Below are 23529 nucleotides of genomic sequence, written 5' to 3' on the forward strand. Positions count from 1 at the left end.
AAACCAAACCACTAATTCTTGATTGTTAGTTCTCGCGCTGGATCCTCGGGCGTTTCCTTAGCTTGCTGCATCCTCAATTTCTATCCTGTAGCCATAGGTAGGCTGACTTATCCATAGCAGCGTTTGAACTCTGCTGATTTTCAATAAAGGCATCAATATTGTTTCCTACCAGTGCCAATCCGCACCGAATTGCCTGAATCTTACTTTTATCCATGCATTTGCCCCGGATTAACACCCCTGGAATTATCCGTTATATCCCCGCTGCCAATGCTGTAATGTCAAAGGGCGCCCCGAGACATAAGGAAAACCAGAACAGCAAAGGAGGAATTGAGAAATGGCAGATTTCGCACAGAACACCAATGTGAAGAGCGCGGTTCGCAAACTGGCGAACCCGATTGCAGGCGTGGACGCATTCAACACGATCGTCCAGAACGTCATCACCAGCAACCCGTTCGGGTGTGTATCGTATATGAGCTCGGGCGCAAACCACCCGCCCGTAGAGAAGACCAGGGAGTCCTACACGGCACGGTTCGTGTACCAGGACACCGATGCAAAGACCGTGGGAAAAGGTGCCGAGAGTTACAACACGATGGCCGGCTTCACTGCCGGGATCTCCGCTGTACTCGCCAACACCGCCAACAACACGGCCCATGCCGGCACACCGGTCCACGATGCTGCATCGGACAGCTTCTCGGCAACCCTGAAGTGCCATGATCCCAACGGGGAGATCTATCTCGTGAACTTCTCCCGGCAGCAGGTGACGATCTCGTCCTACGAGGACGACTCGATCCGGACGAAGCTTGAGACCTGGGCCGACGGGGTAACCGCCCTGGCATAAGCCCGCAGGGATGATGGCCCGGGGGAGGATCCCCCGGATCTCTCCCTCATCCGGCCATCCCCTGGTGGAGGATGGTTATGGAAACAACCCTCAGGTACCCGCTCCGCACCTTCTGCTGGGGTGTGCTCCACGCGATCGGCATGTTCGATCCCGTGGAACTGACGAACCCTGAAAAGGACGAAGACCCTGCAGAGTACCGGACCTGGTTCGGGCTCGGCGAGGTCGTGATGGCCGGTCTCCTTGCGGGGATCATCGCAATCCCCGCCGGAGTCTGGTTTGCCGGGCGGACGGAACTGTCGCTTGCCGTTATCGGCACAGCGATCCTGTTCCTGCCGCTCTTCGTCTTCGTGCCCCGGCTCATCCGCTATGCCATGAAAGCGGACACCGATGCGGTGCTGGAGGCATTCGGCAAGAACGATCAGACAAAGAAGGTCTTCTGGACCCTCTTCATCGCCACCGTCGGCCTCGTGCTGGCGCAGGTGGTGGACCCGGCAACGGCACAGAAGATGGCAGAGATGCTTGTGGGACTTATCCCATAAACGTACAGGCAGGGGCTTACCACCCCTGCTATTTCTTTATGCTATCCGCCGGAACATTCCCGTGTGCATTTGCCCGTTGAAATTGCAGACCCTATTTTATGAGGATTACTCTTACGTTCACTCTGTGTATGAATCATTCTTATAGAAATACCGGGTGATAGTAGGGTGGATACCCATGAACATTCAATACCCGGAAATAGCCATCTGCGGTCTCTCCTGCAGGCTTTGCCCTCATTACCACACGGATGGTCCAAGCAGGTGCGGCGGTTGTAAAACCGAATCCAGAACCTGTGCCGGGTGCCCTTTTATTACCTGTGCCCTGAAGAAAAAAGGAGTTGAATTCTGCTGGGATTGCGAAGACCATAAAACCTGCGTAACATGGGCGAAACACCGTAAAGCCGGGGAGAAAGCCGATTCATTCAAGTGTTACCAGACACTTGAGGCTGATATCGCATTCATCCAGAACCATGGGATAAAGGAATTTGAAAAGACGCAAAAAACAAGAGAACGCCTCTTACAAGAGATGCTGGGGGAGTTTAATGAAGGGCGTTCAAAAAGGTACTATTGCATTGCCGCGACCGTTATGGAAATACCTGAATTGGAAGAAACTCTGACGGAAGCGAAAAAGAGATCCGAGGGGTTGGATAGTAAAGGGAAATCACGGGTTCTTCATGCACTGCTGGATGAAGTTGCCCAGCAAAGGAACTACTACCTGAAGTTGAGAAAATAACAAGAACGTTTTTTTTATCACATTTCCTCTCATCAGGGTCAAATGGTCTTCTCGCAATCGAAACATTTTGGGAAGAACCGGCAGGTAAAAGTCTTCTGGCCCCTCTTCATCGTCACGGCCGGTCTCATGCTTACGCAGGGGGTGGACCCGGCAACGGCTGAACAGATCATCAGGATGATGGCCATGATCGATCCATGAATAACCGGCAGGGGATGCCTCCTGCCGTTGTTTTTCGGTTATTTCCCGCAGCCCTTTATAGCCGGTTTCGATCCGCATCCCCCGGCACAACCCCCGTTTTTCTCCGGTGAACCGCTTCCGGTGGTGTTTACATAATCCCTGACTACCTGCTCGGCGACCTTGTACGCGTACACCGTGAACATCTCATCCGGCACCTCATCGATCCCGAATGGCAGGTCGAGATTGTAGATCAGGTCCGCCCGCACGATCACCGGCTTCAGGTCCGGGATCACGCCTTCCATCATCCGCGACGAGCAGTTGATAAAACAGCCCTCGATTGCGATCACCTTCTCTGCCCGGCGTACGAGGTTCCGCTGGCCGGTGTCCTTCGTGAACGCACCGCCAAGACAGATCCGCACCGTCTCATCGCGGGCCAGCCGGTGGGCGACCAGGTTCGCTGCCCGGCGGGCAACCTCTCCCCGGGCACATGCACCCTCGCAGGCCATCACCGCGATCTTCGGCGGTGTGGTGGAATTTGTATCCGCATAGTCCTCGCAGGCCGGGCATTTCCCGGTCACTTTGGTAATCTGTATCGTTTCGTAATCCATGGTTTCTCACCCGGCAAGCCCTCATGCTGGGAGGAAGAGAAGAATGCGTTGTGCGTTCTTCGATCTCCTGCATACTGCATGGGAAGCGTCGCAATATATATCCCGGAACCGGATTTCAAAAAAGCTTGAAATCCGACCGTCTTTTCGCGGGTTTACCTATCAGGAGGCGTGGAACGTGAAGATTCCCCGGTGCCTGCCGGTGATCACAATGAAGATACTCCAGATGAGCATGATGGCGAGCGGGTACAGGACCGCCCACCCGACAAAGAGGAAAACCGCGCTGGTAAGGATGAGGGAGATGACGCTGAAAAGGACGCCCCACCGGCTGCCCTTCAGGAGAACGATCCCGGCAGCACAACCGCCGATATAGGTCAGGATGAAAGTCCCGCTCGGGATCTGGATCAGCGTGGAAATGGAAACAATACGGGTACTGAACACGAAAAGCAGGATAAAAAAACATCCCGCGAGGAACAGGAGACCCCCGAGAGGGGTGTGGAACTTTTTTGACTTTCTGGCCATCTGGCGTGGCGCAAATCCGCTGGTGGCCAGCGAACATGCGAGACGGGAGGCGGCACCGATGTAAGCAAGAGCCGGCGCTATGCAGATGAAGAGGGCTGCGATACCGGCAACGACCGCGCCCGCCGGACCAAACGATGTCCTGATGATGTGGACCAGAGACACATCGGAAAGTGACGGACCATAACTGTGGGTTCCGACCACAACGAACGCGGTGAGGAAGTAGAGGAGACTGATGATCAGAGAAGCGATCAGGGTGCCCCGGATCGCGTCCCGCTGCGGGTTTTCGAATTCCCCGGAGATATGCGATATGGCTTCCCACCCGATAAAGCACCAGAACAACAGAGCAGATGCGTGACCGATACTCTCCCAGCCGGAGGGCATGAAAGGGGTGAAGTTCGAGGGTTCAATGGAAGAAATACTTCCCATAACCGTGACAATGATGACGATGATGATGGTCAAAACGACTGCCACCTGGACCTGGCCGGTAATTTTCATGCCGGTATAATTCAGGAGAATGCCGGCAGACAGGATTGCCAGTGCGATCAGGAGCCGGAACGTGTCCCCGAGACCGGCTGCTGCGCAGATATACCCTGCTCCCGTAAGGGCGAGGACCGGTGCCCCGACAACCACCGAGAGAAGAAAGAACCATCCGATCAATGAACCGATTTGGGGATTGAAGGCTTTTGAAACAAATGAGGAGACTCCCCCGGCATCGGGATACTTAGCAGACAGCAGCCCCATGGTCAGGGCCATGGGTACTACGAGGAGTGCCATCAGGCCCCATGCAACAAGGGACGCCGGCCCCGCGAGTTCGGCTGCCAGACCGGGGAGGATCAGGATGCCCGAGCCAAGGACTGCTCCGGTATAGAGGGCTACAACCTGCGGCAGCCTGAGGACACCTCTGGTTTTCAGGGAGTCCTGCATGTCCCACTTCCCAGAACAGGAAAAAAAATCTGCATTGTCCAGTGCTCACGTTCCCTGTTTTCATGTTAAAAACAGCGTCTTTCCCTATATATCCTGAAACCGGATTTCAATAAAAATGGAAACCGGACGCTTCTCTCTTCATTTGAGGACGGCCCGGCACATACTTGTGGGATCGTATTATGTCCCGCAATGTCCATGGTGTACGCATGGCAACTGCCCGCTGCTGTCCCGCCGACTGCGCTCTCCGGAGCGACTGGGAAGATGAACTGCGTGCCGAAAAGGCGATGCTCTCTGAAGAGCCGGTGAGAGAATTCCACCGGCTCCTCAAACTGCTTGGCCACCCGCTCCGGCTCAATATCATCCTGATGCTCCTGAAACGGGATCACTGCGTCTGCGAATTCTTCTATGTCTTTGAAGAGCCGCAGAATCTCATCTCCTATAACCTGAAAAAACTCAAGGACGGCGGGCTTATCGAATCGTACTACCGGTCGAACCACAAGATCTACACCCTGAACGGGACGATGATGCCGGTGCTCCGGCGGATCATGGGGGCCGCGATCAGCTGATTCCGGGAACTGATCCTCTCACCTTAAGTCCGTTGTAGCGGGCACAATTCTTATCTCTCTCAATCATATTATTCTGCATTTTTTGCCGCTAAATTATGCCTTATATGCATACAAGGAGACTCTTATACACAATCATGCAGGCAACAGCAGAGCGGGAAAAACGCCGGGAATACCGGCAGAAGATTCTCGCAAACCTATCCGAAATCGTCACCGCAATCGACGATCTTGACAGGGTGGCTGCGGAAGCACGGGACCATCTGCACAAGCACGATCGGTTCTTCTTCCAGCAGGGAACCAGCCTTCAGGAGGATGAAACGTACGGCACAGAGAACGATCTGGTGGAGTTCTACCTGGACACCGCCCAGATGTTAAGCCGGCTCGCACGGGCCCGGAGCCACATGAACACTGCCTGCACCCTCATGCACTACTATGATTATGCATCGAACCCCGTATTCGCGGAATACGCACGGGTGGAGGCGGAGAACCTGTGACCTACGGAACCGTGGGATTCGGATTCTTCCAGGACTCTGAAGATTTCAGGAGGAAAGTCCACTACTGGCACATCATACCGGCATGCTCGGAACTGGGAATCCCCAGCCCCTCCCTGCCATTGCAGGAATCGATGGCCTCCTTTGCACAAGGACTCGATATCCAGAACCAGATCGCTCTCGTGAGTTCGGCAGCGCTGACGGTGCAGGACAAGTCCTCGTAACCCCCCGGCGTTACGACAATGCCGGGGAGATCCGTACAGGATTGCGGCAATAGTTGCCGCAATTACCCGGAATTTGAGCAAATATGACCAAAATTTCCGCAATCTGAACGTATTTATGAATACGGGCAGAACATAGTAATCACCCTTACATCAGGTAATAACAGCACAGGAAATTCACTCACAAGGAAGGATGAAAAATGAACCAGGTTTCCAGGAACACGAATGCATGGCCTATGCGGCAGTTCGCAGGCGTACGCCAGCAGTCGTTACTCAGCCTTCCCTATTTTGATATGATCTTCTTCCCGTGTTGTCGCTGATGCGCATACGATAGCGCCTTTGTGACGGTCCCCGTTTGCGGGGCCATCCACACCAGTTTCCGTCCTGCCATGAGAATACGCCCCGCGTGGCATCGATCTCCCACAGGAATACTCCATGAAATATTACAACAACATCACCGAATTCATCGGCAACACCCCCCTCGTGCGGCTCGACCGCACTCTCCATCCCGGGACAGCACCGCTCGTGCTCGCCAAGATGGAGAGCCTCAATCCCGGCGGGAGCATCAAGGACCGGACGGCAAAGTCCATGCTTGTCCGGGCCGAACAGGCCGGAAAGATCGCCGCAGGAGGCACGGTTGTCGAGCCAACGTCCGGCAACACCGGCGCAGGGATTGCCCAGTTCGCGGCTTCACGGGGGTACAAGACGGTCTTCACCCTACCGGAGAAGATGAGCAGAGAGAAGGAGATCCTCCTTCGGGCCTATGGCGCGGATGTGATCCGGACCCCCACCAACGTGCCGCCGGAAGATGAGCGGAGCTACTACAAAGTGGCCGACCGGGTGGCACGCGAGACGCCCGGATCGTTTGTCCCCAACCAGTTCAAGAACCCCGACAACCCGGCTGCCCACTACACGACAACCGGCCCGGAGATCTGGCGCGATACCGATGGCAGAGTCACGCACTTTGTCGCAGGTATCGGGACCGGGGGAACGATCTCGGGCACCGGGCGGTACCTCAAGGAGAAGAATCCCGATATCAAAATCATCGGGGTCGATCCGGAGGGCTCGATCTACCACCACACATTCTATGGTACGGAGCCCGAGACCGGGCCGTACAAAGTCGAAGGGACCGGTGAGGATTTCATCCCGGATACCGTGGACCTCAGCGTTGTGGACGATATCATCGTTGTCGGAGATGCGGATGCGTTCCGGATGACCCGCAGGCTTGCACGGGAAGAGGGTCTTCTCGTTGGCGGGACCGCGGGGGCGTCAGCCTTCGCGGCAGTCGGCCTGGCCCGCACGCTGAAAAAGGACGACGTTGTCGTCGTCCTCTTCCCGGATACGGGCAGGAATTACCTCTCCACGATCTTCAATGACGAGTGGATGAAGACGAACGGATTCGGGGACGTGATCTGAGATGGCCTTTGCAACCAATGCAGTACACGCGGGTGAGGAACCGGTCTACACCGGGGGAGCAAGCGGCGACGTTGTCGTCCCCATCCACCTTTCGTCAACGTTCGCCCGGAAGGAGGTCGATGCACCCACCGGCGGGTTCGAGTACTCCCGGAGCGGGAACCCGACACGGTTCGCGCTGGAGAAGAAACTCGCGGCTATCGAAGGTGCGGCCCACGGGCTTGCTTTCTCATCGGGGCTTGCAGCGGAGACAACCGTCGGCCTGTCCCTCTTGAAGAAGGACGATCATGTCGTAGCCTTCGATGACCTCTACGGGGGAACGCGCCGGCTCTTCAACCATGTCTTTCACGATAGTTTCGGGATCGGGTTCTCCTACGTGGATGCCCGGAACCCTGAGAACGTCAAGGCGGCGATACAGAAGAACACCCGGTTCATCTGGCTCGAATCCCCGACCAACCCCCTGATCCGGCTCTGCGATATCCGGGAGATCGCGGGTATCGCCCACGACGCGGGGGTCAGGGTTATCGTTGACAACACCTTCGCGAGCCCGTACTTCCAGCAGCCGATCGCCCTCGGTGCAGACATCGTTGTCCACAGCACCACCAAGTACATCAACGGGCATTCCGATTCGGTGGGCGGGGCGGTCGTGCTCTCGGACGAGGAGCTGTTCCAGAAGATCCGGTACAACCAGAACGCTGCGGGAGCGATCCTCTCGCCCTTCGACAGTTTCCTCATTGCCCGGGGCATCAAGACGCTTGCGTTGAGAATGGAGCGCCACGAGAAGAATGCGCTGGAGATTGCACGGTACCTTGCCGGCCACGAAAAGGTCCGGGAGGTCTACTACCCGGGACTCCCCTCCCATCCGCAGCATGCCCTGGCAAAGAAGCAGATGAGCGGTTTCTCCGGCATGCTCTCGTTCGAACTGAAGGGAGGGGAGGCTGAGGCACGGCGTTTCCTCGCGAACCTGCATCTCTTTGCCCTTGCCGAGAGCCTCGGGGGGGTCGAGTCCCTCATCGAGCACCCGGCAACGATGACCCATGCCTCGATCCCGAAGAAGGATCGCGAGAAGGTCGGCGTGAAGGACTCGCTCGTCCGTGTATCAGTGGGTATTGAGAATGCCGAAGACCTTGTTCAGGATCTCGGGCAGGCCCTTGACGCGATCTGAATTCAGGAGATGTGAATGAAGGTGTGATTAATATGCAAGTACCGTGGAAGTTCAATCATACCCGGGAAGGGTATTCCTGAACTTCCGGAACCGTGATATGAACAATGCATCGGTCCTGAACCGGTAATCCGGAACAGGGCGGTTGAAACAGACACATGGAGCCGGTGTGGCAGAACGGTTAATGCCTTCGCCTGCAAAGCGGATGTTTGGGGGTCCGACTCCCTCCGCCGGCGTCATACAAAGGAGAACAGAAGAATGGATCTGTACAGTACGCTCACACGAACCGTTGAACCGCTTGTGACCCTTCATCCGGATAAGGTTTACCTGTTTGTCTGCGGTCCCACGGTGTACGATTACTCCCACCTCGGGCATGCCCGGACCTATACGGTCTTCGACGTACTGGCGAGATACCTCCGGTGGACCGGCAAGGAGGTCTTCTATCTCCAGAATATCACGGACGTGGATGACAAGATCATCAACCGGGCAAAAGAAGAGAACGTCTCCCAGCCGGCGCTCGCCCGGAAGTTCGAGCGCGAGTACCTGCGGGACATGCACACCCTCGGGATCAACGCAGTCAGTTACTATGCCCGCGCCACCACCCATATCCCCGAGATCATCGACCAGGTGGAGCGCCTGATAGCAAAGAACGTGGCCTATGTCACGGAGAACGGCGTGTATTTCGATCTGGACACGTTCGATGGCAACGGGGAACTCTCCGGCCAGGAACGGGCAAAACGGGTGAGCCGTGTGACGGATGCCTCGAAACACAACCCGAACGACTTTGCGCTCTGGAAAACCGGCGAGTACGGCGAGTATACCTGGGACTCCCCGTGGGGCCGGGGCCGGCCCGGCTGGCACATCGAGGATACTGCCATCTCGGAGAAGTACTTCGGCCAGCAGTACGATATCCACGGCGGGGGCCTGGACCTGATCTTCCCCCACCACGAGGCGGAGATCGCCCAGATGGAGTCGCTCGAAGGCAGGCACCCGATGGTGAAGTACTGGATGCATACGGGATTTTTAACCGTCAAGGGCGAGAAGATGTCCAAGTCGCTCGGGAACTTCATCACCATCCGCGACGCCCTGAAGACCTGGAACCCGGATGTCCTGCGGTACTTCATCCTCCTCTCCCACTACCGCTCGCCTCTCCAGGCAACCGACGAGGGGCTGGCCAATGCGGCAAAGGGGCTCGATCACATCCGCGCCGTGGCAAAGAAGGACAACGGGGCGAACCCGGAGGGAAGAAAAGCCTTCACCGATGCGATGGATGCCGACCTCAACACGCCGATGGCACTTGCAGCGATCCAGAGCCTTGCCGCGAGCGGGGATATCGAGGCCCTGCGGGAGTACGGGGCAATCCTCGGGATCAACTTCCTCCGCGAGACGAGTGCTCCGTTGAGCGTCCTGCATGAGATCCGGAACGAGCTCCGGGCAAGGAAGCAGTTCGAGGTCGCGGACCTGATCCGCGAACGTATGGTGGCAGCCGGTATCAGTATCACCGATGCACCGCTCTGATCGTTCCCATAATGTCCTTGTCGGATATCCCGGCAGGACCGGTCCGATACCATGACCAGACCTTCACAACCCCCCCGCGGGATCCGCACGGACGCGATCCATGCCGGGGAATCCCCCGATCCCGTGACCGGCGCGTCCGCACCATCGATTGTCATGTCGACTACGTTCATCGCCGACGCGGAGGCTTCGTTCTCCGCGGAAGATTTCGGCGAGAACACCCCGTACCTCTACACCCGGTGGAAGAACCCCACGGTCGACCAGCTGGAGCAGAAGCTTGCCGCTCTCGAGGGCGCGGAGGCAGCCATTGCATTCGCGAGCGGGATGGCAGCAGTCACCGCCACGCTCCTGTACACCCTTTCTGCGGGAGACCATCTCGTCATCAGCGATGTCTCCTACGCGGCAACGGCCGAGATGACCAATGAGCTTCTCCCCCGGCTCGGCATTGCGGTGACAAAGGTTGACATGTCCGACCCGGAGAATGTCCGGGTTGCCCTGCGGCCCAACACCCGCCTCATCTATGCCGAGACCCCTGCGAACCCGATCCTCCGCCTCACCGATATCGCAGCACTTGCGGCAATCGCCCGGGAGCACGGTGCACGTCTCGCGGTAGATGCGACCTTCTCCTCACCCATCGGTATCCGGCCGCTCGGGCTCGGGGCGGATTTCGTGATCCACTCCCTGAGCAAGTACATCTGCGGCCACGGGGATGCAATCGGCGGGGCCGTGCTGGGGCAGAAGGAGGACATAACAAGGATCAGAAAAGAGGTCGCTATCCGGACCGGCGGGATTATCAGCCCGTTCAATGCCTGGCTGATCCAGCGCGGTGCGGCAACACTCCCCCTCCGTATGAAGGCCCACGAGGAGGGAGCCCTTGCTGTTGCCCGCTTCCTTGAAGCCCACCCGAAGGTGATACGGGTCATCTATCCCGGGCTCCCATCCCACCCGCAGCACGAGCTTGCAAAGAGGCAGCTTTCAAATTTCTCCGGCATGGTCACGTTCCAGGTCCGGGACGGTGCCCGTGCAGCAACGATCCTTGCGGACCGGCTCTCCGTCATTCACTATGCAGTCTCGCTCGGCCACCACCGGAGCCTCATCTTCTATCTCCCTACATCGGAAATGCTCCGGACCTCCTTCCGGATGACCCCGGCACAGGAGCAGTCCTACCGGGCCTTTGCAGGGGATGGAATATTCCGTCTCTCGGTGGGCCTTGAAGACCCGGCCGACCTCATCGCGGACCTCGCGTACGCCCTTGACGGCATCTGATCGTGCAGGTCTCCCTCTTTTTAATAATCCGTAACAGGCATCTGCTGTCAGTCAAAAAAATCGTTCCCGTAGTCTCCTGACTAGTGCAAAACGAAAGAAGAGTTGTCCGGGTAACCGGGAAAGACTGGCCCGGGACGGGAATGTACCATCTCTCTTGCCCGCCCGGGGCCGGTTCGCGGATCTGCTGTTCTTAGTTTGCCGGCATCTTCTTTACGGAGCATCCGGCGTTCGTGCACTGGGACATGCACTGGGGGAGCATCATCTGGATCTCGCAGAGTGCTTTCTTCATGCGGGACTCCGAGCATTTGGACGCCATAGCCGGCATCTTCATGCATTCAGTTTCCATGCACTGGGACATGCACTTCGTGATCATCATCTGCATCCCGCTCATGGATTTCATCAGGGAGGAGCCCATGCACATCGAGTCCATGCGCTTGGCATCCATGCATCCTGCATCCATGCACATGGCGTCCATATGACGGGAGATCATCATCTGCATCTCGCTCATGCACGCCATGGTGGGGGCGTCCATGCACCTGTTGTCCATGCACGTCTTCATCATCATGGTGAGGCCCTTCATGGACTTCATCATGGATGCGTCCATGCTCGCGGTGTTCATGCAGTCTGTCATCATCATGGAAAGATCCTTCATGGACTTCATCATGGTGGCGTTCATCTGCATAGGTTCCATTGATCGGGCGGTCATGCACTGCGCCATGCACTGGGACATGACAGCCTGGAAATCACAGACCGCCTTCTCCATACGCATGTCCATACACTTTGCTGCAGTCATCATGGCCGTCTCGCTACAACCATCGCTGTGTTTAGCACCTGCTGACTTCATCATGGTCAATCGTATCCTGCGGGCAGGAACTCCTGCCGCAACAGGCATATTCACGATATAATTGCTAAATAGGTCTCATTTCAGCAATTTTTGTCGGGATGATCACAATCCGGGGAAATAGCGGAAAGAATCATGCACTATTGTACTGTCTTCCGTCAGGGTAACGGAATGGTTTTAGGGATTTTCCCCAAAAAAGAGATCAGATGAGCGGATCCGGCTGGCTGGCATCGAGGGATGGGAGACGGGCAGGCTTGATGAGCACCTGCTCATTGCTCTGCCGGATCTTCTCGATGATGATCTCTTTGCCCCGGTTCGTGAGGGCGAATATGGGCACTGAGACCCCGGCCTGGACAAGGGCTTTAGCACCGGCGACTTCCCGCACGGTCTTCGAGGCGCACGCGGTCATCAGGTCGGCTGTCGCAACCATCTCTTCTGCCTCCCCGCGGGTGAGCCCGGTTACGTGGACCCCGAAGATGAGTGTGTCCGGGTAAGCATCCCGGATTTTACGGGCAACCTCAGGCCGGGCAACGCTGACCGCAACCTTCCGGTATCCCGCCTCGTGCGCACGTTTCACCCCGCTGAACTGGTCGAGCGAGACATGAACCTTGTCCACGACAATGCCCCCGTTTTCTTCGATACGCCGGATAACGTCCGGGATCGGGCTGGTCGAGAAGAGCCCCGACATCCTGCCGCCAACCCCCTGTATCAGGGCAGGCTTCTTCACGATGACCGTCCCGGCACCGTCGCATGCCAGCACCGCGGCATCGATCAATCCCACCTGGGATGCAAAACCGAGCAGTTCGGTTGCACCGAATCCCACGAACTCCTTCGTGTCGAGCACGTCCCGGCGGGGCGTGCACATGCCAAAGGCCTTCATCCGGTGCTCGATGTTGGCCCGGACCGCGTCTTTGGTGATTATGGGGACCGGGTGGGCGAACCGCTTTGCCAGCGGGCACTCCTTTATCCGGGCATCCCCGATCTCTACGATGACCCCATCCCGGATCACGATCCGGGACCTGCCGATTGCCTCGATGATATGCTCATCCGGTTGCGATGGCGTCATGATCCTTCACTCCTTTCAGCATCAGGCCGGAGAAGCCCGGCTCTATCAGAAGTGATCAGTATGTCTGCCTGCGCCAGTATCCATGTGGGGATTGCGGCAATTGTTGCCTCTTGTTCGGGGGTGAGGGAGATTCAGTCTGCATTCTTGATCTGCGACGTACGGTCATCGTCTTCTGGGTAACTCTTACCGTTTTCTGCTCCTTTTTATGGGTACGGGAACAAGTGATCCTGTATGACAACTCAAAACTGCTGGGAATTCAAGAACTGCGGCCGCCAGCCCGGAGGGGCAAAAGCAGCAGAACTGGGGATCTGCCCGGCATCAACAGAGGCACGGACGGATGGTGTCAACCATGGAACAAACGGTGGCCGGGCCTGCTGGGCCATCAGCGGCACCATGTGCGGCGGCAGGGTCCAGGGAACCTATGCTGCAAAGATCGGCAACTGTCTTAACTGCGAGTTTTACCAGCGGGTACAGCGTGAGGAGAAACCACGGTTCGAGACATCGGCAAAGATCCTGGAACGGCTCGGGAAGGACCAGTTTCCCCTTGAATAACGGTCTCGCCCGTGACGGATCGCATCAGAATCCGGTTCATGTGCAGGGTTTTTTTAATATTTTTTATTATGGTATCGCAAGTTCAATCGCAACCCTGAGATCCTGGTCGTCAAACGGTTTCACCAGGTAGCCTTTCGGGCCGGTTGCTTTGGCACGTGCAATCGTCTCCTTGTCCATGTTGGCGGTCATGAAGATGACGGGAATATCAAACTGCGTCCTGATAAGTTCCGCTACTTCGATCCCGTCCAGTTCCCCGCGGATGTTGATATCCATCAGGATAACATCCGGGTGTTCTCTCATAATGAGTCCGATTGCCTCTTTCCCGCTCGCAGCCCGGCCGGAGAACCCGTATCCCAGTTTCCGTACCCTCCACTCCGTGGTTTTTGCCAGTATATCATCATCTTCAACGATAACTATCCGTGGTTGTCCCATTCTGTATCACCTCATGATCACTGCATGGTCCGATCCTGTTCCTGTGGGGAGGGCTACCTCCTCGTTGCTGCGGATGGTCATCCGGCTCCCGTTCCGGGGGACGACCATCTCGAATCGTGCTCCTTTTCCCGGAGAACCGTTCTCAGAAATGGAGATGCCGGTGATGGAAAGGATCTCCCGCACGAGGAACAGGCCCTGCCCGGTGTGCTTTCCATACCCCTGCTCGAAGATCCGCTCCTTCAGGTGATCCGCCACACCAATCCCGTCATCCTCGCAGATGAGGATATGGCCATCAGGAATATCCTGCGTGTGGAACCGGATCGTGCTGATGGTTTCCCCGTACCGTATCGCATTGTCGAGAAGGTTATACACGGCCTTCTCAAACAGGGGATCGGCATAGATCTCCGTATCCGGGACATTTATGACGATGGCGATATCCCGGTGATCAACCTGTGCACCGGCACGCTCCACGACTTCCACGACATTCTGCCACTGGGGTGACTGAACCCCTATGGTCTGGTATTCCCGGGTAAAGGTGATCTGCTCCTGGATCTTCCGGGTCGAACCCTTGATCTCGCTGAGCAGCTCCCTTGCCTCCCGGTTGTCTATGATGTCGAGTGCCATGTCCTCCAGACCGAGCAGCCCGGCTACGGTGTTGAGAATGTCGTGCCGGATGATATTGTTCAGCAGGTTCAGTTTGTTGTTCGCCGAGCGGAGTGCATTACCCATCTGTTTGAGTTCAGTGATATCCTGCTCCCGCTCCATGAGTTCGAGTGCAATAGAAATATTGTCGGTCAGCTCAAGGAGCAGCTGCACCTCTTCCTCATCGAAGAACCGAGGTTCCCTGGCATAAAACGTCATGGCGCCGATCACCCGTTCCCCGACGCGGAGCGGAAACGCTGCGCTCGACCGGAACCCGGATACCGACACCCGGTCCTTCCAGGGTGCGAACTGCGGATCTTCGCGGGTATCCGCGATGACATTATACCGTCCCTCGGTTATGGCAACACGGGTGGGTGGGGCATCCAGCGGCAATATCTCGCCCGGTTCCGAAGGTGGCAGGGAAGGATCGCCCACGCTGCTGCAATGGGCAACAGCCTCGAACGAATCCGGCTCAGACCCGATCAGTCCCGCCCAGACCATGAGAAATCCCCCGTCCCTGACAGCAATCTGGCAGACTTCCGCGAGCAGGGCAGTCCGGTCACGGATATATGCCGCAGCCTCGTTGGTCCGGGAGAGGACCGCATAAAGGCGGGCGAGGTGCTTGATCTGTTCAGCGGACTGCCGGCGCTGGACTGCAGCCCGGAGTTTGTGGGAGAGTTCGGCAAACTGGGATTTGGGCTCCCCGCCTTTCTGGAGGTAAAAGTCCACGCCGTTGTTCAGGGCCTCGACGACGACATCCTCCCGGCCCCTGCCGGTAAAGATGATAAACGGGAGGGTCGGGTAGCGTGAACGCACTTCCTTGAGGAACTGGATGCCGTTCATCTCCGGCATGTCATAATCCGAGAGGACTGCGTGGTACGATACCTGTTCAAGGCGCTCCAGCGCCTCCGGGCCCGAGTTGCAGGTCTCAACGGAGAAATTCCCTATCTTTTCCAGAAAGATCTTCCCGAGATCCCGCAGGGCAGGATCGTCGTCAACGTAAAGGACGGATATCATGGTGGTCACGTGTGGTGGTGGTATGTCTGGTGTGTGCTGGTCGTGCTGGTGGATGACGCGCTGACGGGAGCGGGGCCATCTGTACGGATTGTTACGTCCCCGGGACCCCCGGAAGATGAATTGATGGATGAAACCGGGTGATCATAAGATCCCCTGCTGGAAAGGAACCCTGAATTTTTCGTTTGGTATGATGATCTCGAATCGTGCACCGGTCCCGGATATCCCGGTCTCCCGGATAAGAATCCCGGTTATTGCGAGGATCTCGCGGGAGAGGAAGAGGCCAAAACCGGTATTTTTGAAGAATTTCCGGTTGAAAATATTCTCTTTTTCTGCATCCGGTATCCCGCCCCCGTTATCCTCGCAGGTGATGATGAGCCCGCTGTCTGATTCCCGTGCAGAGAAGTGGATCCGGGAGACATTCATCCCGTGGTTCCTGGCGTTCTCGAGCAGGTTGAAGAATACCTTTTCCAGCAGGGGATCGGCAAATATCTCGATGGATTGCAGATCCGACCGGATCTTCACCTGTCCCATGCTGGCCGTGCGAGAAGCCCGTTCAACAATATCCTGAACATTCTGCCAGAGGGGGGCATGGACGCCGATATTCTGGTATTCCCGGGTGAAACTGATCTGCTGGCGGATGCTCTCAAGAGCCCTTTCTTCTTTCTGGATATATTCGAGTACGTCCGGGTCGGTTGTCTGCATCCGTGCGAGTTCGATATATCCCCCGAGGGCCGTGAGCTGGTTCAGGGTGTCGTGCCTTGTTATGTTGGAGAGCAGGTTGAGTTTCTTGTTTGCCAGCTGGAGAGCATCGCTCAGCTGGATCAGCTTGGTGATCAGGTACTCTTTTTCCATCAGTTCCAGGGCGAGCGACAGGGTGTCGGTCAGTTCAACGAGCAGCTGTACCTCCTCCTCGCTGAAGAATCCGGTTTCCTGGGCGTTGAATATCATCACCCCGATCACCTGGTCGCCGACCCGGAGGGGGAATGCTGCGCTGGATCCGATGCCATGCGCAGCGAGACTTCCCGCCCAGGGTGCCAGGAGCGGATCGTGGCGGTTGTCGGTGCTGGCGTAATAAATGCCCTTGCCGATGACAATCTCCTTGAGGGCAGATCCAAGCGCCAGAAGGTCCTCTGCGCTGACGGGAGGGTACCCGGTATCATCGGTCCTGCAGTACCAGGCCTCCGGTTCAAAGCAGCCGTTGTCATAGCGGAAAAGCCCGATCCATGCACTCAGGAAACTCCCGTCAGCAACGACAATGCGGCAGACCTCTTCAAGCAGCGCCTTCCTGTTACGGAGACTGGCTGATGCCGCATTGGTCTGCGAAATGATCCGGTAGAGGCGTGCGAGATGTGCGGTCCTGCGGGCAGACATGCGGCGTTCGACAGCGGCCCGTATCTGGTGTGCCAGTTCCCCGTACTGTGTTGTTGGATCCCTGCCTTTTTGCCGGTAATGATCCGCCCCGCCGTTCAGTGCATCGATGACGGCATCCCCCGAATACGTCCTGGCAAAGAACAGGACCGGAAGCAGGGGCGATATTCTCCTGACCTCCCGGAGAAGCCGGGAACCGTCAATGTCCGGCGGGCAGTTCTCAGACAGTATTGCATCATAGGTTGTATGCCGGAGCCGTTCGCGTGCTTCTGTATCCGAGCGGCAGGTCTCTACCGAGAGAAACCCGGATTCTTCGAGCAGGGTTCTGCCTGCCTGGAGAAGTTCCGGGTCATCGTCGATATAGAGTACTGATATCATGTTTTTTCCTCCTGTGAATGGTAATCAGAGGGAAAACTCTGCCGGAACAACAACCCTTGCGGGTATCCGGGTCAGGCCCGGGGGATTCTCTTGAAAAAAGGGGAATGGATCCGGGATATTATTCCCAGACATTCGCCCGTTTGTCAATGATCCTCTTCGCCTTGTGAGTCTCCCGTGGCAGGGTTCCCGGCGGGTGCACGATCACCTGTGCCGTCACGCCGAGCCGTGCCTTAATTGCAGTTGCAAGCTGAGCCTGTACTTCTGCCGGTTTCTTCTTCGTGTTCTCCACCTCGATGGTCAGTACGTCGAGATGTTTTGCCCGGTCCACGATGAGACGGTACTCGCCGGTCAGGTAATCCGCACCGCGGACCACGGCTTCGACGTCGCTCGGGAAGACGTTGACACCCTTGACAATGAGCATGTCGTCTGTCCTCCCGTGGATGCCGTGCAGGCGCTTGTGCGTCCGGCCGCAGTCGCATTTCTCGTCGGTGTAGGTGACGATATCCCCGGTCCGGAAGCGGATGAGGGGGCGTGCACGCTTCTTTAAGGTGGTCAGGACCATCTCCCCGCGTTCACCCTCGCCGACCGGCTCCCCGGTCTTGGGGTCGAGGACTTCCACGATCATGTGGTCCTCCTCGATGTGGATGCCCGACTTCTCGGTACAGGACCCTGCACAGGCCCCGAAGATGTCGGAGAGTCCGTAATATTCGTACAGGTTCGCGTTCCAGAGGTCCTCGATGTTCTCCCGGGTCTCCTTGATCGCCCCGCCGGGTTCCCCCGAGCAGATGATATTCCGGATACTGAGGTCTTTTGCCGGATCGATCCCCAGTTTCTTTGCGGTCTCGCCCAGGTACCAGGCAAAGGACGGTGTGGTCCAGGTCCAGCCGGGCTGGAACTGTTTGACGAAGTTCAGCAGCCGTTCGGAGGGGATGGACCCGGCATGGATGCTGAGCGCCCCGAGTTTCTGGGCGCCCAGGACACAGGGACCCCCGATGAAGAGCGAGAAGTTCAGCGCATGGATATACCGGTCGGTATTCCGCATACCGCTCCGCCAGAAGAGGCGGGCCTGGCAGTCGATGAAGTCCTCGAAATCCTGTGCCGTGAAGGGCGATGCTGTCGGGACTCCCGTGGAACCGCTCGATGCGGAGATGTACACGATCTCGTTCTCGGGCACGGCCACGAGATCCCCGAACGGTTCGCTGGCCTGCTGGCGTTCCCGGATGGTCTGCTTGGTGAGGAACGGCAGGTTCCGGATATCGTCAACGGAACTGAGTTTCTTTGCTGGGAGTATCTTCTTGTAATACGGGGACCCCTTGCGGGCGAACGCGATCTCGTTGTTTAAGAGTTTCAGCTGGTATTTCTCCAGATCCTTCCGTGGCATGGTCTCGATGGTCTTGTCCCAGTATTTCTTATCGGTCATGGTACACCTTATTCATGGTATCGGGCACGGCACGGGAAGTCTGCCCGGCAAGTACCTGTTATCTCACATCAAATTGTCCCGAATCGAAATATACCCGGATATAGGAGACATTTTTGCCGCAATTCTCACTTTGCGGATACAGGTGTAATGCCGTTTGGGACTCTGCATGAAAAACGAAGACCGGACGAACCGGAAGTAAATGATGGATAGTGAACCCCTTTACGGGGCTGCATGAGTGAAAAGGATGGTATACATGGGGGGCCGCATCATACAGCGCTCACCTCGGATGTTGGCTTGTTCAGCCCATAGAGGCTCTGGCGGGCGTCAATGAAATAATGGCGCTCGATGAGGAACTGCTCTTCCTTAAGCCTGTTCAATGCGTACCGGACAGTCCTTGACGGGAGAGAGGTCTCGCGGATGAGATCCTTCTGGGTAAGCTGTCCGCCCGATTCCAGCACTTTGAATACGAGCTTTGCCGATGGCGGCAGGTGCCCGATCTGTGCGATTCTGCTGTTATTGGTGTTGGTGTTTACAACAAAAACGATCCCTCATAGTGGATCACCATAACAACTTCTGGGTTCACAATTGTTAAGTATTTCGGTTTCGCGGGACCGGGAATTCTGGTAAATTCTCATGATGAAAAGGTTGAATATCGTTCTGTTTTAAAAATAAACGCCTATCCTCGTGATATTCCCTCTCCATGACATGCATGATAAATATGCTTGTGGTGCATATGGCATACAAGCTCCATTCCTGCCGCGCATTTTTGGATACGGTCCGGGCGGATGGTTCCCGGTTCAGTAACCCTCTGAATCACGGCGGGGCCCAGCGTTCGTACTCCCGAATAGTGAACCCGTGCTGTTCAGGGAGTAGATGACGGGAGGCTGGCGTTCATCGAATCGCAGGTGGAGACGATCCCGTCGACGATACCTGCGGGAAATGGATCTCAGTGACATAGAAATACCTGCGCCGCGGGCTGCTATATAGTCCGGTACAGAGGCAAAAATCTCCTGTTCCTCTGAAATACGGTATCCGTTGGCAGGATCAGCCGGTGCTTCACGCTCCGGTATATCCTGCTGTCTGGTCCCTGTAGCCTGACATGCCAGAGTATCCGCTGAGGGATCTGTTGGTATGCTGAGACGAGACCTGTCTATCCCTCTGCGGATCCCGGATGTCGGTAGTACCCTGGAGATCGGGTATCAGAAAAAATGCGAAAAATAGGGTTTGGATAGCCCTTATTCATTCAGGGTTACGTAGACCGTCTGCTGGTCCTTGTAGAACTGATCGTTCGGGTTTGCCTGGGTGAGTTCATCCAGCGCCTGTTTGTAGACAGTCCTGTCAATATGATCGTCGATATTGACCGTGGTATTGATGTAGTTCATGTTCTTCATCATCGTGTAGATCTTGTCAATACCCTTGGTATTCGGATCCGGGGAATTGTAGGTCTTCCCGTTGGTCATCGCCTCTTTCAGGACGCTCTTGTCGACACTCACATATTTTCCCACAACATCCACGGACGCATCAGGATTTTCTGACAGCCACTTGTAGGACTCGATTAACGCTTTATCGAAGCGGACGTAGGTATCACGGTTCGCGGTGAGTTCATCGGTCAGGACTGCAATCCTGCAGCAGGGGTGTCTGGGATAGAAATCACCGGTATAGAGCACGACACGAAGGCCCTGACTCTCTGCCAGTTCCATGTAGGGCGTCCAGACCAGTCCGGCATCGACCTTGCCGGCCTTGACCGCTTCAAGTACCGCTGAAGGAGACGCGAGTTCCTGGATCGTAATATCCTTCTTTAAGTCAAGGCCTGCCTTGGTGAGAGCATCACGGAAGTGAATATCCCCGGTAGATGCCCTGACCGTGGCGATGGTCTTTCCCTTGAAGATCACCAGATCGGCAGTGGTGTTCAGGTTCTTGTACTGGTCCGCCTTGTCAGCCGTGACAACGAGACCGGCAGCATCCCCGTCAAGGCCTCCGATGATGGTCTCATTGGCGCCTTTCGAGATGAAGACCAGCGGGGTTAAGCCAAAACCACCGACATCGACTTTCTTTGCGAGGATGGCATTGGTGCCTTCGGCACTGTTCTGGAACTGGAAGAGCGTGACGTCCAGGCCCTCTTTCTCAAAGTATCCCTGCTCCTTTGCAATAAAGATGAGCGCATGCCCGTTGTTGGGGAGATACCCGACATTCAGGGGGGTTAACTGTGCTGCGGATGGTGTGGCTGGTACCTGCGTTGAAGAGGATGTGGTTGTTGCGGGTTTATTCGATCCCGTGCATCCAGCAATGACTGCCATGCCAATGACGAGAAGGGCCAGTACGATGAGTAAGTACGAACTGCTTTTTTTCATGAATTTTGCTCCTGTTAACGGCGTATCACGCATGCATCCCGGGAATCCCCGGAGGGGGTGGAGGGTGTATTCTGGATCCGTGTTAACGCACGATCCGGCAAAAACAACCAACCGGGATAGGAGATCCTGACTGCGGATTGCCTGTATACCATGTGGAAAAATAAATTAAATACGTGGACTTGTGAGCAAAAAAGCGTTGGAAATCCAGTAATCCGGGAAAAAGCGGCAAAAACTGCATGAAAAATTATTCGACGATCCGCAGCTCGAATGTGCCTTCAAGGCAGGAACCCGTAAAATCAAGAAAATTCGTGAGATTATCTGACATCTCTGTCGAGAGCGACCTGGAGAGGTAAATGATGATATGGGGTTTTGTAGCAGGATTTTTCTTCAGTTCTAAATAGACTTCCTTGAAGACAAGGAGGAGGGTCCGGAAATTGACCCGCCGGATGATCCTGATGTGGCTGGTGCCGTCAGGATCGATCAGGACCCGGTAACTCGCGGTCTTTCTGAAACAGGGATTGGCAGGCTCCATACTCTATCCGGGTGGGTGTGTTCATGTCCTGTCAGTGATCAGGATCGCCACATCTGTTATCCAATCCGTTTGGCCTGTCAGGTATATGTATTCTTATTTACTGGCAGGAACTGCCTCTACTCTGCCTGCTGCCACCGCAGGCAATGGCGCTGGATCCGGTCAAAGATGAACATGACCCCGATAACGACAAGGGCGATCAGGATCATCCCGGCGATGACCTTGTCATAGTTGGCGAACTGGTGGTTATACTCGATATACCATCCAAGGCCCGAGGTGGCGGCGATCATCTCGGCCACGGTGATACTGATAAAGGCCATGATCAGGGAGATCATTGCCCCGGAGAAGATCGATGGCATGGCGCCGGGCAGGAGGATGCGGCGGACCATCTGGTGATCGGAAAGCCCGAGGGTCCGGGCGGAGTTGATGATCCGGTGGTCCACGGCAAACACCCCGTAAATGGTCCCCACCAGGATCGGCCAGAATGCCCCGATGAAGATCAGGAAGACCGATGAGGCCGCAAAGGTCGGGAGGAGAACGATCGCGTAGGGCAGGTACACGGTGGGCGGGATGGGGGATACCGCTTTTGCGATCGGGTACGCGACATCATAGAGACGACGCCTCCACCCGATGTAGAGGCCCAGGGGAATCGCAAGGGCAAGAGCAAGAATATACCCCGTGGCCATGATGCCCAGCGATCCCACTGCACCGTACAGCATCAGCTGCCAGTCGGATACAAATACCTGGAAGACCTGTGCCGGGCCGGGAAAGAGGAGCGGGTCGAGCAGGGATAACTTCCCCAGGAGAATTTCCCAGAGTACCAGGATTACGGCGATGACGGTAACAATATCCGTTACTGCACGGGCATCCTTTTTCTGAAAAACCAGTCCCGCTGTGAAGAGGATCGCGAGCAAAACCAGTACGCCGAGGAATGCGCCGGCATCCGCTGCTGCCTGCCGCTGGGCATCGGGAACCAGGACCTGCACTGCCAGTGCCAGTGCAAGGAGCAGATATACCGCTATGGCCGCCCGCGGGATCTTTTCCGTCATGCCAGTCCCCGGAAATTCTGCGCCTGCTGTTCGATCTCACCCAGCATCTCGCAGTAGAGGACCGAGAGAAGATGCGATTTGAGGGTGAGATATTCCGCCGTTGCACCAAGGCTCTTGCGGCACCGGGGGCGCGAGAACGGTACATCGATCACTTCCTTGATCTTACCCGGTGACGGGGTCATGACTGCTATCTTGTCCGACAGCAGGAGCGCTTCATCCACATCGTGGGTCACAAAAAGGACGGTTTTGTGCCGCTCCCCCTCGGTCCAGAGATTCAGCAGGAGGTCCTGCATGTAAATCCGGTTGAGGGAGTCCAGTGCGCCAAAGGGTTCGTCCATCAAGAATACTTTCGGGTTCATGGAGAACATGCGGGCAATGGAGACCCGCTGCCTCATCCCGCCCGAGAGTGTGTTGGGATAGGCGTTTCGGAATTTTTTCAGGCCAACCAGGTTGAGATACTCCTCAGCCTGTTTCTCGATCTCCGTCTTTGTATGGCTGCCACCGGTATGCTCGATGGCAAAGCAGATGTTCTCAAATGCCGTCATCCAGGGAAAGAGGGAGTAATCCTGGAATACCGTTCCGCGGTCTGTCCCGGGTCCGGATACCGGTTCCTTATCGATAAGGACGGAACCGGTGGTCGGGGTTTTCAGTCCCGAAACAATATCGATGATCGTACTCTTGCCGCACCCGGACGGGCCGATGAGGGAGATGAAATTCCCCTCGCTGATAGTAAGATTCACGTTTGACAGTGCGGTGTACCGGGAGCCGTTGTTGCCGTACTGCATGCTCAGGTTGTCGAGTGTTATGGTTGCCAGAATGGTCACCTCCCGGAAAGGGAGCTCCGGGCATATCGCCCGGATATAGTTTGGTGATTGTAATTGGGGGAAAATTGACTTATAGTGTAATAATTGAGCAATT

Annotated in this window: 25 protein-coding genes and 1 tRNA gene; 13 read left to right on the top strand and 13 right to left on the bottom strand. The window is 56.3% G+C overall.

The genetic code is table 11. The features are described 5' to 3' along the window. Window positions 1–334: 334 nt before the first annotated feature. The 4 genes from LUQ43_RS00005 to LUQ43_RS00020 all read left to right on the top strand — a co-directional run bounded on the left by LUQ43_RS00005 (window position 335) and on the right by LUQ43_RS00020 (window position 2305). Window positions 335–838 (top strand): hypothetical protein, encoded by a 504-nt coding sequence (locus LUQ43_RS00005; protein ID WP_299962491.1) that lies wholly within the window; start codon window positions 335–337, stop codon window positions 836–838. 77 nt (window positions 839–915) lie between these two features. Then, the gene (locus LUQ43_RS00010; RefSeq protein ID WP_299962493.1) at window positions 916–1377 is read left to right on the top strand and encodes a hypothetical protein; all 462 of its coding nucleotides are present in this window, start codon (window positions 916–918) and stop codon (window positions 1375–1377) included. A 175-nt stretch (window positions 1378–1552) separates the two neighbouring features. After that, entirely contained in the window at window positions 1553–2107 is a 555-nt protein-coding gene (locus LUQ43_RS00015; protein ID WP_299962496.1) for a DUF3795 domain-containing protein, read from the top strand. A 42-nt stretch (window positions 2108–2149) separates the two neighbouring features. Further along, window positions 2150–2305, top strand: coding sequence for a hypothetical protein (locus tag LUQ43_RS00020; protein WP_299962499.1), 156 nt, complete (start codon window positions 2150–2152; stop codon window positions 2303–2305). A 38-nt stretch (window positions 2306–2343) separates the two neighbouring features. Here LUQ43_RS00020 and LUQ43_RS00025 read toward each other — a convergent pair whose 3' ends face one another. Together LUQ43_RS00025 and LUQ43_RS00030 are read right to left on the bottom strand one after the other, a co-directional pair. Next, entirely contained in the window at window positions 2344–2892 is a 549-nt protein-coding gene (locus LUQ43_RS00025) for a putative zinc-binding protein (protein ID WP_299962501.1), read from the bottom strand. 159 nt (window positions 2893–3051) lie between these two features. Further along, a complete protein-coding gene (locus LUQ43_RS00030; RefSeq protein WP_299962503.1) occupies window positions 3052–4335 on the bottom strand; it encodes an amino acid permease in 1284 nt (427 codons plus the stop codon). A gap of 206 nt (window positions 4336–4541) precedes the next feature. Here LUQ43_RS00030 and LUQ43_RS00035 point away from each other — a divergent pair, with 206 nt between their 5' ends. The 8 genes from LUQ43_RS00035 (at window position 4542) to LUQ43_RS00070 (ending at window position 10966) form a co-directional block, all read left to right on the top strand. After that, the gene (locus tag LUQ43_RS00035; RefSeq protein WP_299962505.1) at window positions 4542–4901 is read left to right on the top strand and encodes a metalloregulator ArsR/SmtB family transcription factor; all 360 of its coding nucleotides are present in this window, start codon (window positions 4542–4544) and stop codon (window positions 4899–4901) included. Between the two features lie 134 nt (window positions 4902–5035). Then, a complete protein-coding gene (locus tag LUQ43_RS00040; protein WP_299962507.1) occupies window positions 5036–5392 on the top strand; it encodes a hypothetical protein in 357 nt (118 codons plus the stop codon). Then, window positions 5389–5613, top strand: coding sequence for a hypothetical protein (locus LUQ43_RS00045; protein WP_299962509.1), 225 nt, complete (start codon window positions 5389–5391; stop codon window positions 5611–5613). The genes LUQ43_RS00040 and LUQ43_RS00045 overlap by 4 nt, the downstream gene beginning before the upstream one ends. A 432-nt stretch (window positions 5614–6045) precedes the next feature. Then, window positions 6046–7026 carry a cysteine synthase gene (locus LUQ43_RS00050; protein ID WP_299962511.1) on the top strand — a complete coding sequence of 327 codons (981 nt, stop codon included), beginning with the start codon at window positions 6046–6048 and terminating at the stop codon, window positions 7024–7026. Between the two features lies 1 nt (window position 7027). Continuing rightward, entirely contained in the window at window positions 7028–8188 is a 1161-nt protein-coding gene (locus tag LUQ43_RS00055; protein ID WP_299962513.1) for a cystathionine gamma-synthase, read from the top strand. Between the two features lie 160 nt (window positions 8189–8348). Then, window positions 8349–8421: transfer RNA gene (locus tag LUQ43_RS00060), tRNA-Cys, on the top strand. A gap of 22 nt (window positions 8422–8443) precedes the next feature. After that, entirely contained in the window at window positions 8444–9703 is a 1260-nt protein-coding gene (gene cysS / locus LUQ43_RS00065) for a cysteine--tRNA ligase (protein WP_299962515.1), read from the top strand. Window positions 9704–9754: 51 nt separating this feature from the next. Then, complete coding sequence (locus tag LUQ43_RS00070; RefSeq protein WP_299962517.1) at window positions 9755–10966, top strand: PLP-dependent aspartate aminotransferase family protein; 1212 nt, start codon at window positions 9755–9757, stop codon at window positions 10964–10966. A 190-nt stretch (window positions 10967–11156) separates the two neighbouring features. On the opposite strand, the gene LUQ43_RS00075 is transcribed toward LUQ43_RS00070, so the two are convergent. Beyond that, window positions 11157–11864 carry a hypothetical protein gene (locus LUQ43_RS00075; protein ID WP_299962519.1) on the bottom strand — a complete coding sequence of 236 codons (708 nt, stop codon included), beginning with the start codon at window positions 11862–11864 and terminating at the stop codon, window positions 11157–11159. A gap of 145 nt (window positions 11865–12009) precedes the next feature. Beyond that, window positions 12010–12873, bottom strand: coding sequence for a methanogenesis marker 8 protein (locus LUQ43_RS00080; RefSeq protein ID WP_299962520.1), 864 nt, complete (start codon window positions 12871–12873; stop codon window positions 12010–12012). A 231-nt stretch (window positions 12874–13104) separates the two neighbouring features. On the opposite strand from LUQ43_RS00080, the gene LUQ43_RS00085 reads away from it, so the two are divergent. Beyond that, on the top strand, window positions 13105–13425 hold the full coding sequence (locus tag LUQ43_RS00085; RefSeq protein ID WP_299962522.1) for a two-CW domain-containing protein: 321 nt from the start codon (window positions 13105–13107) through the stop codon (window positions 13423–13425). Between the two features lie 66 nt (window positions 13426–13491). Here the strand turns inward: LUQ43_RS00085 and LUQ43_RS00090 are convergent, their stop codons facing one another. The 9 genes from LUQ43_RS00090 to LUQ43_RS00130 all read right to left on the bottom strand — a co-directional run bounded on the left by LUQ43_RS00090 (window position 13492) and on the right by LUQ43_RS00130 (window position 23435). Next, entirely contained in the window at window positions 13492–13857 is a 366-nt protein-coding gene (locus LUQ43_RS00090) for a response regulator (RefSeq protein WP_299962524.1), read from the bottom strand. A 6-nt stretch (window positions 13858–13863) separates the two neighbouring features. After that, entirely contained in the window at window positions 13864–15516 is a 1653-nt protein-coding gene (locus LUQ43_RS00095; protein ID WP_299962526.1) for a response regulator, read from the bottom strand. A gap of 141 nt (window positions 15517–15657) precedes the next feature. Continuing rightward, window positions 15658–17262, bottom strand: coding sequence for a response regulator (locus LUQ43_RS00100; protein ID WP_299962528.1), 1605 nt, complete (start codon window positions 17260–17262; stop codon window positions 15658–15660). A gap of 118 nt (window positions 17263–17380) precedes the next feature. Next, on the bottom strand, window positions 17381–18682 hold the full coding sequence (locus LUQ43_RS00105) for a phenylacetate--CoA ligase (protein ID WP_299962530.1): 1302 nt from the start codon (window positions 18680–18682) through the stop codon (window positions 17381–17383). 266 nt (window positions 18683–18948) lie between these two features. Continuing rightward, the gene (locus tag LUQ43_RS00110) at window positions 18949–19140 is read right to left on the bottom strand and encodes a winged helix-turn-helix transcriptional regulator (protein WP_299962532.1); all 192 of its coding nucleotides are present in this window, start codon (window positions 19138–19140) and stop codon (window positions 18949–18951) included. Between the two features lie 777 nt (window positions 19141–19917). Continuing rightward, on the bottom strand, window positions 19918–21033 hold the full coding sequence (locus LUQ43_RS00115; RefSeq protein WP_299962534.1) for an ABC transporter substrate-binding protein: 1116 nt from the start codon (window positions 21031–21033) through the stop codon (window positions 19918–19920). Between the two features lie 244 nt (window positions 21034–21277). After that, a complete protein-coding gene (locus LUQ43_RS00120) occupies window positions 21278–21565 on the bottom strand; it encodes a hypothetical protein (protein ID WP_299962536.1) in 288 nt (95 codons plus the stop codon). A 116-nt stretch (window positions 21566–21681) separates the two neighbouring features. After that, on the bottom strand, window positions 21682–22611 hold the full coding sequence (locus LUQ43_RS00125; RefSeq protein WP_299962538.1) for an ABC transporter permease: 930 nt from the start codon (window positions 22609–22611) through the stop codon (window positions 21682–21684). After that, on the bottom strand, window positions 22608–23435 hold the full coding sequence (locus tag LUQ43_RS00130) for an ABC transporter ATP-binding protein (protein ID WP_299962540.1): 828 nt from the start codon (window positions 23433–23435) through the stop codon (window positions 22608–22610). Before LUQ43_RS00130 ends, LUQ43_RS00125 begins: the two co-directional genes overlap by 4 nt. Between the last annotated feature and the right edge of the window lie 94 nt (window positions 23436–23529).

It is taken from the genome of Methanoregula sp., from assembly GCF_028679125.1.
In the GTDB taxonomy this organism is placed as follows: Archaea; Halobacteriota; Methanomicrobia; order Methanomicrobiales; family Methanospirillaceae; genus Methanoregula.